At 46.5% G+C, this 14,641-nt stretch carries 13 protein-coding genes and 1 other annotated feature; of the genes, 11 read left to right on the top strand and 2 right to left on the bottom strand.

Translation table 11 applies throughout. The features are described from left to right. Nucleotides 1–32: 32 nt before the first annotated feature. The 3 genes from DFQ00_RS08860 (at nt 33) to DFQ00_RS08870 (ending at nt 4,715) form a co-directional block, all read left to right on the top strand. Nucleotides 33–1,475 carry a 6-phospho-beta-glucosidase gene (locus DFQ00_RS08860; protein ID WP_110896117.1) on the top strand — a complete coding sequence of 481 codons (1,443 nt, stop codon included), beginning with the start codon at nt 33–35 and terminating at the stop codon, nt 1,473–1,475. A gap of 291 nt (nt 1,476–1,766) precedes the next feature. Then, nucleotides 1,767–2,597: a BglG family transcription antiterminator LicT gene (gene licT, locus DFQ00_RS08865; protein WP_110896118.1), complete on the top strand. Its 831-nt coding sequence runs from the start codon at nt 1,767–1,769 to the stop codon at nt 2,595–2,597. A gap of 210 nt (nt 2,598–2,807) precedes the next feature. Further along, entirely contained in the window at nt 2,808–4,715 is a 1,908-nt protein-coding gene (locus tag DFQ00_RS08870) for a beta-glucoside-specific PTS transporter subunit IIABC (protein WP_110896119.1), read from the top strand. A gap of 122 nt (nt 4,716–4,837) precedes the next feature. On the opposite strand, the gene DFQ00_RS08875 is transcribed toward DFQ00_RS08870, so the two are convergent. Beyond that, nucleotides 4,838–5,425, bottom strand: a complete 588-nt coding sequence (locus DFQ00_RS08875; protein WP_110896120.1) for a biotin transporter BioY — start codon at nt 5,423–5,425, stop codon at nt 4,838–4,840. Between the two features lie 113 nt (nt 5,426–5,538). Here DFQ00_RS08875 and DFQ00_RS08880 point away from each other — a divergent pair, with 113 nt between their 5' ends. The 6 genes from DFQ00_RS08880 (at nt 5,539) to DFQ00_RS08910 (ending at nt 11,067) form a co-directional block, all read left to right on the top strand. Continuing rightward, nucleotides 5,539–6,396, top strand: a complete 858-nt coding sequence (locus DFQ00_RS08880) for an energy-coupling factor ABC transporter ATP-binding protein (protein WP_110896121.1) — start codon at nt 5,539–5,541, stop codon at nt 6,394–6,396. Continuing rightward, on the top strand, nt 6,396–8,174 hold the full coding sequence (locus DFQ00_RS08885) for an ATP-binding cassette domain-containing protein (RefSeq protein WP_110896122.1): 1,779 nt from the start codon (nt 6,396–6,398) through the stop codon (nt 8,172–8,174). Before DFQ00_RS08880 ends, DFQ00_RS08885 begins: the two co-directional genes overlap by 1 nt. A gap of 138 nt (nt 8,175–8,312) precedes the next feature. Then, nucleotides 8,313–8,615, top strand: a complete 303-nt coding sequence (locus DFQ00_RS08890; protein WP_110896123.1) for a hypothetical protein — start codon at nt 8,313–8,315, stop codon at nt 8,613–8,615. 138 nt (nt 8,616–8,753) lie between these two features. After that, nucleotides 8,754–8,969 carry a GNAT family N-acetyltransferase gene (locus DFQ00_RS29480; RefSeq protein WP_244213743.1) on the top strand — a complete coding sequence of 72 codons (216 nt, stop codon included), beginning with the start codon at nt 8,754–8,756 and terminating at the stop codon, nt 8,967–8,969. 43 nt (nt 8,970–9,012) lie between these two features. Next, nucleotides 9,013–9,305 (top strand) — a binding site (T-box leader). 164 nt (nt 9,306–9,469) lie between these two features. Further along, nucleotides 9,470–10,555 carry an aspartate-semialdehyde dehydrogenase gene (gene asd / locus DFQ00_RS08905; protein ID WP_110896125.1) on the top strand — a complete coding sequence of 362 codons (1,086 nt, stop codon included), beginning with the start codon at nt 9,470–9,472 and terminating at the stop codon, nt 10,553–10,555. A gap of 251 nt (nt 10,556–10,806) precedes the next feature. Next, nucleotides 10,807–11,067: a hypothetical protein gene (locus tag DFQ00_RS08910; protein WP_174812084.1), complete on the top strand. Its 261-nt coding sequence runs from the start codon at nt 10,807–10,809 to the stop codon at nt 11,065–11,067. Nucleotides 11,068–11,169: 102 nt separating this feature from the next. On the opposite strand, the gene DFQ00_RS08915 is transcribed toward DFQ00_RS08910, so the two are convergent. Continuing rightward, the gene (locus DFQ00_RS08915; RefSeq protein WP_110896126.1) at nt 11,170–12,138 is read right to left on the bottom strand and encodes a bile acid:sodium symporter family protein; all 969 of its coding nucleotides are present in this window, start codon (nt 12,136–12,138) and stop codon (nt 11,170–11,172) included. 411 nt (nt 12,139–12,549) lie between these two features. Between DFQ00_RS08915 and DFQ00_RS08920 the strand changes: the two genes are divergently transcribed. Together DFQ00_RS08920 and DFQ00_RS08925 are read left to right on the top strand one after the other, a co-directional pair. Next, nucleotides 12,550–13,305, top strand: coding sequence for an SDR family NAD(P)-dependent oxidoreductase (locus DFQ00_RS08920; RefSeq protein ID WP_110896127.1), 756 nt, complete (start codon nt 12,550–12,552; stop codon nt 13,303–13,305). A 470-nt stretch (nt 13,306–13,775) separates the two neighbouring features. Next, nucleotides 13,776–14,576: a sulfite exporter TauE/SafE family protein gene (locus DFQ00_RS08925; RefSeq protein ID WP_110896128.1), complete on the top strand. Its 801-nt coding sequence runs from the start codon at nt 13,776–13,778 to the stop codon at nt 14,574–14,576. Nucleotides 14,577–14,641: the final 65 nt, after the last annotated feature.

The raw sequence follows: 14,641 nt of genomic DNA on the forward strand, positions 1-14,641 counted from the left end.
CATTGCACTATATATTTGGAAGGAGAATATGGATGACGACATTTGAATTTCCTGAACATTTTCTGTGGGGGGGAGCTATTGCAGCCAACCAGGCAGAAGGGGCGTACCTTGAGGATGGCAAGGGACTGAGCATTGTTGATCTCTTGCCAACTGGAGAGAAGCGCAGAAATATTATGAAGGGTCATGTTCCTGCCTTTACACCGCTTGAAGGCGAGTTCTACCCATCCCATGAAGCCATTGATTTCTACCATAGATACCGTGAGGACATTGCTCTGTTTGCAGAGATGGGCTTCAAAGCTTTACGTGTGTCTATCGCTTGGGCACGCATATTCCCAACGGGTGAGGACGCGCAGCCGAATGAAGCAGGATTACAATTTTACGATGATCTGTTCGATGAGCTTCTGAAACATGGCATCCAGCCGGTTGTCACGCTGGCTCACTTTGATGTACCTGTCCATCTGATTGAGAAATACGGCAGCTGGAGAAGTCGTCAATTGGTGACGCTGTTTGAGACATATGCCAAAACAGTATTTGCCCGTTACAAAGACAAGGTGAAATACTGGATGACGTTCAACGAGATCAACATGCTGCTTCACCTTCCGTTCTTAGGCGCAGGACTGGCCTTTAACGAGGGTGATAATATCAAAGAAATTCAGTATCAAGCGGCGCATCACCAGCTGGTTGCAAGTGCTCTTGCGGTTAAAGCTTGTCATGAGATCATCCCGGACGCGATGATTGGATGTATGCTTGCAGCAGGAAGCTTCTATCCGTACACATGTAATCCTGAAGATGTTTATCAGGGGATGGAGAAGGATCGAGAGTCCTATTTCTTCATTGATGTACAGTCACGCGGAGAATATCCGGGTTATGCCAAACGTTTCTTCAAGGACAACCAGTTGAATATTGTGATGGAGCCGCAGGATGCAGACATCTTGAAAAACCATACGGTAGACTACATCGGATTCAGTTATTATTCCAGCCGTACCACCAGTACCGATCCTGAAGTTGTTAAAAACATGACTAGCGGAAACGTCTTTGGCTCGGTAGCCAACCCGTATCTGGCCAAATCCGAGTGGGGATGGACCATTGATCCGAAAGGCTTCCGTATTACGGCAAACCAGCTTCATGACCGGTATCAGAAACCGCTGTTTGTGGTGGAAAACGGCTTTGGTGCGAACGATGAGGTTAATGCTGCTGGGCAGATTGATGATTCGTACCGCATTGATTATCTGAAACGCCATGTGGCCGAGATGGGTGAAGCGATTCAGGACGGCTGTAACATCATTGGTTATACCAGCTGGGGGCCGATTGACATCGTCAGCGCATCATCTGGTGAAATGAGAAAGCGCTACGGTTACATCTATGTGGATCGTGACAATGAAGGCAAGGGTGAATTGACTCGTCTGAAAAAGAAAAGCTTTGAATGGTATAAAAATGTCATTGCATCCCGCGGCACAGAGCTTGGAGACGAGTAGTCTGTGACGTAAACATCTGTAGGTTGCTCCACATCGGAAGTTGCATGGATCCATGTAACTTCTTGATGTCTGCTCATTGAAAGCGTTGACATCTATTGCGGTTCAAGGTATACTTGACGCAAATATATCGTTTCTGGGATTGTTACTACACCACACGTAGGCAAAACCTGAGCACCAAAAGAAGCAGACGGTCATGTCTTGTTTATTTTGTGATGCTCCAGGTTTTTTTGTTATGCTCATTAATGGATATATCAGCGCGACTAGAGAGTGGAACTTGACGGGGGGATTGAAGTGAAGATAGCAAAGGTTATCAATAACAACGTCATTAGCATCTATCAGGCCGACGGTACAGAGCTTGTGGTGATGGGACGTGGGATTGCCTTTAAGAAAAAGCCGGGAGATAAAGTAGACGAGACCCGCATTCAAAAAGTATTTGCTTTGAAAAATAAACAGACATCCGATAACTTCAAAATGCTGCTGCGAGAGGTTCCGATGGAGCTGGTTGAAATTGTGGAGGAAATGATCGCACATGCGAGCGACAGCTTGGGTCGTAAACTGAATGAGAACATCTATGTATCCTTGACAGACCATATTAATTTCGCGATTGAACGATATCATGAAGGCATTGAGATCAAAAACGCGTTAATGTGGGAGATCAAGCAGCTGTACAAGGCGGAGTTCGGGCTGGGACTGCGTACGATTGAAGAAATTAACAAGCGCATGCAGATCCAGCTTCCACCGGATGAGGCTGCCTTTATTGCACTGCATATCGTCAATGCCGAGATGAACGAAGAAGTCATCACCACAATGAATATTACAAAGTTTATCCAGCAGATTATTAATATTGCCAAGTATCATTTTAAAATGGAGTTTGATGAGGAGTCGCTCAGCTACTTCCGCTTTATCACACATCTCAAATTTTTCTCACAGCGTGTGCTGAATGGCACACACTATGACAAAGACTACGATCATTTCTATGACATGATTAAGGAGAAACATCCAGATGCGGCGGCGTGTGTAGAGAAAATAGCGCTGTTTGTGAAAAAGGAATACGATCATGAGCTGACTAATGAGGAGAAGCTGTATCTCACGGTGCACATGGAACGTGTCGTGAATCGCTAACATTTAATGATTGACATAAATGGTTATATTATATTATTATGTTGTTAACAGGAAATAAATACGATTTAACTGGGATTGTTACTGGTTATGCAGGCAAAACCTAAGTCATGTGCATGTTGGGATATGTATCTCCACTTGCGCAAGGCTTAGGTTTTTTGTGTGCAAAAAATCGGTGTACGGCCTGTTGGATAAAATTGGGGAGGGCATATCATGAGTCAAGAGAAATTGGCCAGAGAGATTGTGGAACGGGTCGGCGGTGAAAAAAATGTCGAGTCACTCGTTCATTGCGCAACACGATTGCGGTTCGTATTAAAGGATGATTCCAAGGCCGATAAAGCGGGTCTCGAGAAAACGGAAGGTGTCATTGCCGTGAAGGAGAACGGCGGGCAATTCCAGGTTGTTGTAGGCAACAAGGTTCCAGAGGTTTATGAGGCGATTGGTCAGATCAGCAATATTCTGGATGATTCATCAAATAAAGAAAAGAGCAACAAAAAGGTCAAAGGGCTTGGCGGTATTATCGACGTCATATCGAGCATTTTTGCACCGCTTCTTGGTGTTATGGCGGGAGCCGGTATTCTAAAAGGCTTGCTGCTCATTGCCAACAACGTGGGCTGGCTGGAAAAGACAGAAACGACATATATCATTCTGTATGCGGCAGCAGACAGCTTGTTCTATTTCCTGCCCTTGCTGTTAGCGGTTACAACGGCACGCAAATTCCAGGGGAATATGTTTGTGGCCTTAACTATTGCTGGAGCGTTAATCTATCCAACCATTATTCAGTTGAAAACAGAAGGCACACCAACGGATTTCTTTGGTATTCCGGTGGTGCTGATGAACTATTCATCCACGGTTATTCCGATTATTCTAGCCGTCATTGTCATGAGCAAGCTGGAGAAGCTTTTCAACAAGCTTCTGCATGAAAGTATCAAAAACTTTGTTACCCCACTATTTTTGCTTGTAATCATGGTTCCGCTCACATTACTTGTTTTTGGACCATTTGGCGTATACGTTGGTAATGGCATCGCTGACGCGCTCGTTGCTGCATTTGGATTCAGTCCGCTGCTTGCCGGAGCGATCATGGGTGCAAGCTGGCAGCTGCTCGTTATTTTCGGCGTACACTGGGGTCTGATTCCTGTATTTATCAACAACATTGCTGTATACGGCAAGGATGGTGTGAAACCGGCTGCAACCGCTTCGGTCTTTGCCCAAACGGGCGCCGCATTCGGTGTAATGCTCAAAACGAAAAATAAAAAACTGAAAACACTCGCAGGATCATCTACACTTACAGCATTGTTCGGGATTACTGAACCCGCAATCTACGGTGTAACACTGCCGCTGAAACGTCCGTTTATTGCTGGTGTTATTGGTGGTGCAGTCGGTGGTGCAATTATCGGTCAGGCGGGTACGCAGGCATTTGCTTCCGGTGCGCCGGGCTTGCTGACATTGCCAATCTTCTATGGACCAGGTGGACAAGGTTTCCCTGGCATGATCATGGGTATTGCCGCGTCCTTTATCGTTTCTGCAGTCTTGACGTATATCATGGGCTTCAAAGACCCTGTGGATGATGAAGACACAAAGACGGAGGTCAATACAGCTCAAGCTGCTGGAACTGCATCGAACAAAGACGCTTCCAAGCCATCTGCTCAAGCTATCTCTAAGACGGATCAAGAAGTATTAAGTCCAATCGAAGGTAAGATTGTAGATTTGTCTGAGGTTCCAGATCCGGCGTTTGCTTCTGGCGCTATGGGAAAAGGGATTGCAATTGAGCCATCGACAGGTCGGGTTGTGGCTCCCTTTGATGGTACAGTAACCGTTGCCTTCAAAAAGAAACATGCCCTTGCTGTCGTATCCGATTCAGGAGCCGAGATTCTGGTACATGTAGGCGTAGACACGGTCAAGCTGGATGGGCAGCATTTTATCTCTTACATCGAGGAAGGGGACAGAGTGAAAGCGGGTGATTTGCTGCTGGAATTTGACATTGAGCAGATTAAAGCCGCAGGTTATCATACGGTAACGCCTATTATCGTAACCAACTCCGCAGACTACAACGATGTCCTTCCGCAAGCTTCAGGACAGGTGAGCAGCAAGGATATGCTGTTGAAAATTTATGCTTCCTAAGCAGGCAGAGCAGAACGAGATAAAGATCAGCGAATAAGAAATGCCACAAACCGCCAAAGGCTCACTTTGGCGGTTTTTCTGTACTGATTTGGTTGCCATATTCTGAAGGCGGCTAATGATCATTAGCTCGCCTTAACTACATTAGAATGCATATGACTTGTCAGGCGATGAGGCGGATACACCATGCGAACCGGAGCAATGATGAGTGTGGCAAAGACCGCCTTGATCAGATCACCAATAATATAAGGATAGAAGCCTTGAATCATCGCATCCGATAAGGACATGCTGAAACGGTAAGCGAGCCAAGGGACACCTGTAACATAGATTAACAGAGCTCCAAACAATTCAATGATGATAAAAGCAAGGAAATACCCTTTAAAGCCGCGAATTTGCACTTTGGAAAGCAACAGTCCGATGAGTAATGCGGCAAACGGCCAGATAACTACATATCCTCCGGTAGGCCCGAGCAGGACGCCAAGTCCACCTGTGCCATGCAGGAGAGGAAAACCAAGTCCAGTAAGCACAACGACCAAGGCAATGCTGAGAAATCCGTAAAGCGGCCCCAGCAGTCCTCCTGCCAGCATGACAGCTAAGGTTTGCAATGTAATCGGCACAGGTGAGAATCCAAGGGGAATACTTATGTATCCAAAAATAACGAGTATAGCCGCCATGAGCGCGCTGAATACGATGCCTCGCAAAGATAATTTCATGTTTGAACAATCCTTTCGATTTTGATAAAATTATTGTTAACCTAAAAATATTATTTGGTTAACGATTAGCATATTATCACATAACTTCAGATCGGGAAAGGACTAATTTTGAAATGCAAGACAAGTTGCCTATCATTTCTTTAAAAGACGTAAGTGTTTACTATACTGTTGAGGGCAGTGAGGTGAAGAAAGCGCTGGACGGGGTCTCCGTTGCACTTAAAGCAGGGGAATGGTTAAGTATTGTTGGTGCGAACGGGAGCGGAAAAAGCACCCTTGCCGGCATACTGATGGGGTTCATACCCTTGTCCGGTGGAGAACGGAATATTCCGGCGAAGCGAATCATTCGCGGGGTATTACAGCAGCCTGATGCACAGGTGCTGGGAGACACCATTGAGGAAGAATTCCATTTTGCGTTGTCGCATTTACATATATCCAATCAGGACAAGGAGAGTCGCAGAAGGGAAGCTATGCATATTGTAGGTCTTCACCATGCTCCTGCTACAGCCGTGGCACAGTTATCTGGTGGACAGAAGCAACTGCTTAACATTGCAACCGCACTTGCCGCCAGGCCGGATGTGTTGATTATGGATGAGCCTGCAGCAATGCTGGATCCTGATGCGAGAGATCGCTTGGAACATATTGTTCAGACCGTAACGAGCAAAGGCACAGCGGTAATCTGGATCACGCATCATCTGGAGGAAGCCACTCTTAGTGATCGGATCATCGCTATGGATAGAGGACGATGTGTCTATGACGGCACACCGATGGCTTTTTTTTATCCCTTAACAGCAGAAGCGAGTATACAAGGCGATGTCCTGCAGCAAAAAGCACTGCAATCCCCTTGTGAGCAGCTGGGACTGGAGCCTCCTTTTACAGTAAAGACGTGCCTGATCTTGAAGCAGCAGGGGAAGCTGCAGCATGTTATGCCTTTAAGGCCCGAGCAGCTTGCAAAGGAGGTTTCTCGCTGGTAATGGAACTGAAGAATATTTGCGTGCGTGTCTCGGATGAGACCAGACGCACCCTGCTGGATCACGTTACAGTCACACTGCGACGGGGTGAGCTTACGCTTCTTCTGGGCTGCACTGGCTCAGGCAAGACAACACTGCTGCAAACTATGGCTGGCCTGAAAGCGCCCGATTCCGGTGATATACGACTGGAGGGTGAACCAATCTGGCGTGATGGCAGAGTGCCTCAATCGGTGCTGCTTCAGATCGGACTTGTATTTCAATTTCCGGAGCAGCAATTGTTTGCGCGTGATATCAAGCGAGAGATGCTGTACTCCATACGTCCATATCGTTTGAATGCAGCCGAGCGCGAACGACGGATTGAAGCTACCTTGGCGCATTGGGACCCGCCACGTGGGGATCAGGGGGAGCGGCGGTTCCAACTGGAGCGTTCGCCCTTTGCCCTCAGCGGTGGTGAGAAGCGAAGACTAGGACTTGCGCTAGGTGAGGTAACTAATCCAGACTGGATGCTGCTGGATGAACCCAGCGCGGGCCTTGAGGCGCGGAGCGTGAGGCTGTTGCTGGATTCTCTCGATAAGCATCGCATGGCAGGTGGTGCAGCGGTTATTGCTACACATGATCTGGATACGTTTCTGCCGCATGCAGACCGGGTGCTTTTGCTACAAGAAGGTCGCTTGATTGCGGATGTTACGCCGCTGGAATTACACACACATCCTGAGCTGCTGGTGCAGGCTGGAATGGGTTTGCCTCCTTCAATGCGCCTTGCAGAGCAGCTACGAGTTGCTGGGATGGATTTTCCTTATCCAGCGATGACGGCAGAAGAGATGGCTGAAGCCATTATTCGATCAGGGGAGGAAAAGGCCTCCGCTGCTGGTTTTGTTATGCCAGAGATAGAGCATGTTAATGATCAATTGACAAGTGATAGGGGCTTTGCAGCGGGTTCCGAAACGAAGGATGGGGTGAAGGAAATGGCAGTAGCCGCAGCTCCCCATGCAGCTTCTTCCCGAATCCCGCACACCGTAGCTGAAGCCCAAGCATATAGTGTGCTCGACCCGCGTCTAAAATGGGTATTGTACGTATTGCTTGTGACCGCAGCGATGCTTCAGCAGAACTGGCTTGGTCTGACCTTAGCCTTGATTCCGGTGGCAGGTGCTCTGGCTGTGTTGCCGCGTCAGATGTTAATGGGTTGCATCAAGCTGATGAAGCCGCTCGTATTGTTTTTTGTCCTGTCCACGGCGTTATCGGGCAGCACACTAACTACCGGTGAAGGTGGCATGCAGCTTGGTTTTTCCTTGAGTCAGGCCGAAGGAACGCTACTGAACCTGTATCGTTTGTTTATTGTAACCCTGGCAAGCTTGTGGTTCTCGTTGACCACACCGTATGGTCGTATGGTTGAAGGACTGAACTGGGTGATGGCTTATGGTCGAAGGATCAAGTTGCCAGTTGCGTCGTTTGCCCTGGCTGTATCTTTAATTTTCAGGTTCATTCCGATGATCTGGAGTGAATGGCAGCGATTTTCCCTGATTGTCAGGTCGCGGGGGAAAGCAGCTATGAAGCCAAATGCAGTGCGCATACGGGATCTGGGGCCCATGGTTATTCCGTTGCTCATGGCTTTGTTTCAGCGCGCAGAGGATATGACGATTGCGATGGAGATGCGTAAGGTGAGAGAGAACAACGCGTTTGGCGCTCGTTCCTCCCTTCTGGTCTGGAGCAGGCGGGATACCCGGATTGGCATCATGGGTCTGCTGGTGTTTGCAATGCTTGTATCCATGCGATGGCTCTGACCGCGTGGAGGGTTGTGCAGATTCGTTGAGGATCGGCACTTGAAACGCAGTGTTTTCCAAGAAAAATGCATAAGCTCTTCCTGTTTCGCTCATCTTAAAGATGCGTTGATCATCTCAAGACGATGGGAGGCACGAGTGATGAAGGAAAAGTTTTTGCAGGAGGACAGGCAGGAGTATACGGACGTATCGACCGTGGAATCGCAGCGGAATGACATTACTCTTGAGGAGTTCCCGGAAGGCCCCTACGGCTCATCCTTGTTATCTGAGTCTCTTGGCAAGAGCTCCCCTTGGCGGGTGGATCAAAGGACTGCGCACCGTTTTGATTATGAGAATCATGAGCTGCATGAGGGAGAGGTTCGGGATTATCCGGGTCAGGATGTTTTTGATGAAACGGTACCAGATGATGTGCACGAGCCGCAGTATCCTGGGAGAATGGAATGATGGTTCTTTATATTTGAAACAAACAAGCATCATCTATATACAGCCTTCGGCGGAAATACTCCGTACGGAGGCTATTTTGATTCTATCTTTTTGGATATAATTGCATGAGTTATTGAACTGTTCTCTTAGGTACGTTGAATGTTATGCATTTTCTTTGAACGCAGGCTGAACAAATTTAATGACGCGGTCCTTGAGGGCAACGAGCCCTCTGCCGCAATGATGCGGAAGCTTGGATGTGTGCAGGAGGGGTTACGGCGCCAAGTGGTGTATACCGATGGCAGATATCATGATCTCATTTTATTTGGTTTGACGAAAGAAGAATTTATGGCGCAAGCGCAGAGAAAAGAAAAATAGTTGTTTACTTCCGTACTGTAATTTTGATATTATAATCGCAATATCAAATGCGAAGAAGAGACGAGTAGATAAAACCCATTCTTTCATCAGAGAGCTCCGGTAGCTGAAAAGGGGCAAAGAAGCTTTTATCGAATAAAGACTCTGAGCAGCACATCGGAATCTGTTTCCCTGGAGGATGGTGTGACAGGAGCTCCTGTTACAGAGCTGGAGTACAAACCGGAGGAGAAGCAGCCTGACATCAGGAAGAAGGTTCTCATGGTTGTACTTGAAGAGGCGGATATGGCGACATATTTGCGAATCTGGGTGGTACCACGAGTGTTCAATCTCGTCCCTGAGACATTGTCTTGGGGATGGGATTTTTTGGTTTTTTCGGAGCTGTGATTACACGCTTTGAACTGGCCTGAATAGTGTGAAGGATAGAGGAATGAAAGCTTCCAGTATCCCATGTACGATGACAACAACAGACGATCTAACTTAAATCGAAAGGAAATGATGATTCCATGTCAGCAAAATTAAAAGTCGGTATTGTCGGAGGAACAGGAATGGTGGGTCAACGCTTTGTAGACCTGCTGGATCAGCATCCATGGTTCGAAGTAACCGCAATTTCAGCGAGTGCCAACTCGGCAGGCAAAACGTATGAAGAGTCCGTCCAAGGAAGATGGAAGCTTGCGGTTCCGATTCCTGAACCGGTGAAAAACATTATTGTGCAGGATGCATCCCAGGTTGAAGCTTTTGCGAGCCAGGTTGATTTTATTTTCTGTGCGGTGGATATGAAAAAAAATGAAATTCAGGCGCTGGAAGAGGCTTACGCCAAAACAGGCACACCTGTCGTATCCAATAACTCGGCTCATCGCTGGACAGCTGACGTGCCGATGGTAATCCCTGAGATTAATCCGGGTCATCTGGCTGTTATTGAAGCCCAAAGAAAACGTCTGGGTACAACCACCGGTTTTATTGCAGTGAAACCAAACTGCTCTATCCAGAGTTATGTGCCAGCTCTGCACGCGTTGCGTGAGTTTAATCCGACACAAGTGGTTGCTTCCACGTATCAAGCGATCTCCGGTGCAGGCAAAAACTTCACGGACTGGCCTGAAATGCTCGATAACGTAATTCCTTACATTGGTGGCGAAGAAGAGAAAAGTGAGCAGGAGCCGCTTCGGATCTGGGGAAGTGTAGAGAACAATCAGATTGTTAAAGCGTCTGCACCACTGATTACGACACAATGTATTCGTGTACCCGTAACTGACGGACATTTGGCTACTGTCTTTGTGAACTTTGAGAAAAAGCCAAGCAAAGATGAAATTCTCGAGCGCTGGCAGCAGTTCAAAGGCCGTCCGCAGGAGCTTGAGCTGCCAAGTGCACCAAAGCAATTCATTACGTATTTTGAAGAAGAGAACAGACCACAGACGAAGCTGGATCGTGATATCGAGCGCGGTATGGGCGTATCGACAGGTCGTTTGCGTGAGGATTCGTTATATGATTACAAATTTGTGGGGCTGTCCCATAACACACTTCGCGGAGCAGCGGGCGGTGCAGTGTTGATCGCTGAATTGCTCAAAGCCGAAGGATATATCCAACCGAAATAAAGGAACATCTGCCCTGAACCTGTGTATCAACGAAAAATGTAAGCAAAAGAAGCCGACATCGTGTCGGCTTCTTTTCGCTTTTGCTTTCCAAAATTAAGGGGGAGATAGAATTGCAAACATGGAAAAAATTGCATTGTAAATTACAGAAAAATAAGGTATTTTTACTAATGGCAATTCATTCAGTGTTTTTTTGAATGGAAAACCAACATATAGATTTTACAATAATGAATAGAAGGGAGGACCTTTATTTTATGCAAGCAGCTCCTAATCAAGCGATACATAAACCGGCTTCGCAGCCCGTTAGTTTTGGAAGTTGGATGCTTACGTTGTTTCTTATGATGATCCCGCTTGTTAACCTGATTATGTTATTTGTTTGGGCTTTCGGCGGTTCAAATCCATCCAAGGCAAACTATGCAAAAGCAACATTAATGTGGGCACTTATCGGAATCGTTATTTACATCATTCTTATCGTTCTAGGCATATCAGCAGAATTTTCAAGATTAAACGATTAAGCTTTACCCAAGTAACATCTTAGCTCATAGCTCCAATAGCAACAGAGCAATATCAAAAACGCCGACCCATTGGATCGGCGTTTTCTAATATATTGATATTGGTTACGCCGCCGAAGTTTTATCCGAGTTGTGCAGAAGCTGGGAGCGACGGCCAAGGAGATATCCTGAAAGAGAGGCGAGCATCTGTTGAAATACCATTCCAAGCACAACGGGCACAGCAACCGGTGGTGGAAAATAAGTGACTGCAAGTACAGCACCAGCACTAATGTTGCGCATGCCTCCGTTAAAGACAAGGGCCACTTGGTCTGCTTCGTTCCAGCCAAGCCACTTCGCAATAAAATAACTCATTGCATAACCGAAGGAAGCAAGAAAGACAATGATTACAGCCAGACCTGCCAGCTTGAGATTAAAGTCAGCCAGATAGGGTGCGACAACCGAGCCATTGATCGCCACAACGGAAGCCATGAACAGCTTGGATAATGGATTCAGCCGCGGTCCCCATACGGGAACGATGCGTCCTTTGGTCCACTCATTCAGGAGCATCCCCAGAAGGGATGGGAATACGATCATCCAGAACAGACTGCTCATCATGGCTCCGATATCCAGGGAGACACTTGTACCCACAAGCAGAGATAACACGCCGGGCACAACAAAAGGAGCAAGTAAGGTATCAATAAGAATAATAGAAAGCGTAAGTGCGATATTCCCACGGTAGATGCTCACCCATATGAAGCTGCTAATTCCAGTGGGAATGACCGCAGCGAGAACAAGGCCTGTAATAGTGTAGGCATCCGTTGGAAACACCAGATGGCCTGTGCCCAGCGCTACAAGTGGCATCGCCAGATGCAGGATCAGCAAGCAAACAAACAAAGGCAGTGGCTTCTTCAGCACATTCACAAAATCGCGTATGCTCAGACTGATACTTCCAGCAAAAGTCATGAAGGCAAAGAGCCATGGTGACAAAAACGTGTACGAAGATAGATAACTGCCGCATAACACACCAATGATGATACTGCTGGGAGTGATCAGTGGCATGATGCGGTTCAAGCGTTGATTCAAGGCTTGAAGCATAGGATGACATCCCTTTATCGTGTGATTCTCCTATTATACATCGTTATGCAGTGGTTTGCAGACACATTTGCAATCGCGTCCGGGGTGGCAGGGTTTCACCGCAAGGGAACTGGCGAAAGACGGGGTTTCCTGAATAAATCAACAACATGAATAGCTTGAGGGAAGCGCTTAGCGGTTTGCAAAGCGTATAGTTTGTTTAAATAATAGTATAACAAGACGAGTAATCTTGACCGGTGAGGACTAACTCGTCTTTATTTGAATAATTGCTCATTAAAAAGAAAAACTACATAATGATGATGGCTGTGCGATTTGACAAAAGAGAAACAGATTAGTATAGTTGTGTGAGTAAAAGTTATAAACTAACTTTTACTCACTTTATATCGAAATAATATAACGAAGGGGAGCTATATTATGTCTGAACATACAGGGAAAGTAATTGTTATCACAGGTGGAGCAAGCGGAATAGGAAAAGAAACAGCACTGCAGCTTGCTGCCCAAGGGGCAACGATTGTTGTCGCAGATTTCAACGAGGAGGGAGCCAAGCAGGTTGCGGCTCAGATTGAAGCAGCTGGTGGCAAGTCTGGAGCTTATAAAGTTGATGTATCCAAAGGTGATGAAGTTAAAGCGTTAATTGACTGGACTGTAGAGAAATACGGTACATTCAACGGCATTTTTAACAATGCGGGCATTGGGCTTGTAAAGCCGTTTCTGGAGATGGACCCGGAATCCTATCATAAAGTCATTGATGTTGATCAGCATAGCGTATACTACGGCATGTACTATGGTGCAAAGAAAATGGTAGAGCTGAACGTGCAGGGCACCATTGTGAACACGGCTTCCATCTACGGAAGTGTGGCAGCTGTAGGAAGCTTCAATTACAATGCTGCGAAGGCGGCGGTGGTAATGATGTCCAAGTCTGGTGCACTGGAATTGGCTGAGCACGGCATTCGTGTTGTTGGGGTTGCGCCTGGCTTTATTGAAACCCCGATATTAGGGAATGACAAAGCGATGAAGGATGCACTGGCAACGCAGCACATGCGTGGAGAATTGATTCAGCCGGAAAAAGTGGCAAGTGTAGTCACGTTCCTGTTTAGTGATGCAGCGAGTGCGATGAATGGCACAACGGTAGCTGTTGACGATGGTTTCCTCAGTTTCAAAACCAAATAAATGGGATCAAACACAAGAAAGGCGCCGAATGCATACATTCGGTGCCTTTTTCTATACATACAATACAAACCTCTAAATGTCGAATTATCCCGTAATTTCCCGGTTCGTGCTAGAATAGCATATGTGTCTCTTTTTTTATCCATTTGTGGTGCTGTCATATACAATACGGACCCCAAGGGAGCTATAGCTTTCTTCTTTGTAGTGGCAATGAGTGCAGGCTTTAACAGAGCATAGCGCATCGTGGTGTGTTTGTAATTTTTCGTTACAACGAGGACAGGTATTAACGAAAAGTGTCTTCAACACGTTGAACATGCTTAATCACTCATTTCTGATTAATTTACTTGGTTTTAAAGTATTATACCTGAAATCAAGTATGATGTATACGTTTTGTCTGTTTTGCGATGTAATTTTATTTTATGTGATTTTATTTCAGTTCACTGTAATATCATCTGAAAGGAAGCGTATAACCGATGGATCTTCTGCTGTTTTTCATCATGTTTATACTGGGTCTGATCGGTTCATTCTTCTCGGGGCTGTTGGGTATCGGAGGAGCAATTATTAACTTCCCGCTTTTGCTTTATGTACCTGAGATGGCTGGCCTTGCACCTTTCACGGCTCATCAGGTGTCGGCGATTAGCATGTTTCAGGTGTTTTTCGCTTCACTGGCAGGTGTACTCGCATTCCGCAGAAAAGTAAAAACCGATAAAGCGGGTGGAGCAGTCATTCATCCTGAATTGGTGCTGGTTATGGGAAGCTGCATTCTGGCAGGGAGCCTGATCGGCGGCTTTATCTCAGGTATGCTGGATGAACGAATGATTCATCTGGTCTATGGCATTCTCGCTGTGATTGCTATTGTATTGATGCTAATTCCCAGCAAGGGCAGAATGGATGTCAACGAGCCTTTATCATTTAATAAAATTGTTGCGGCGAGCACCTCATTTGCCGTTGGTATCGTATCAGGAATTGTCGGAGCTGGCGGGGCGTTTGTGCTTATTCCGATCATGCTTACGGTTTTACAAATCCCGGTGCGGACGACTATCGCATCATCACTGGCTATTGTGTTCATCTCTGCCATCGGTGGTGTAATTGGCAAAATATTTGCCGGAGATATCCCTGTGGAGCCGATTATTTATACAGTGCTCGGAAGCCTGATTGGTGCTTCGCTTGGCTCCAGAGTAAGTTCCATGATCAATGTTCGTTTCCTCAGGTACGCTTTGTTGGTGCTGATTGCTATAACGGCGCTTAAAGTCTGGTCCTCTATTTTTAATTAGCGTAACCAAAAGGCTGTGTGCCCGTATATAGGATATGAACATGACCGGACCATGTTTAACTTTAA

Source organism: Paenibacillus barcinonensis (genome assembly GCF_003217495.1).
Lineage (GTDB): Bacteria > Bacillota > Bacilli > Paenibacillales > Paenibacillaceae > Paenibacillus > Paenibacillus barcinonensis.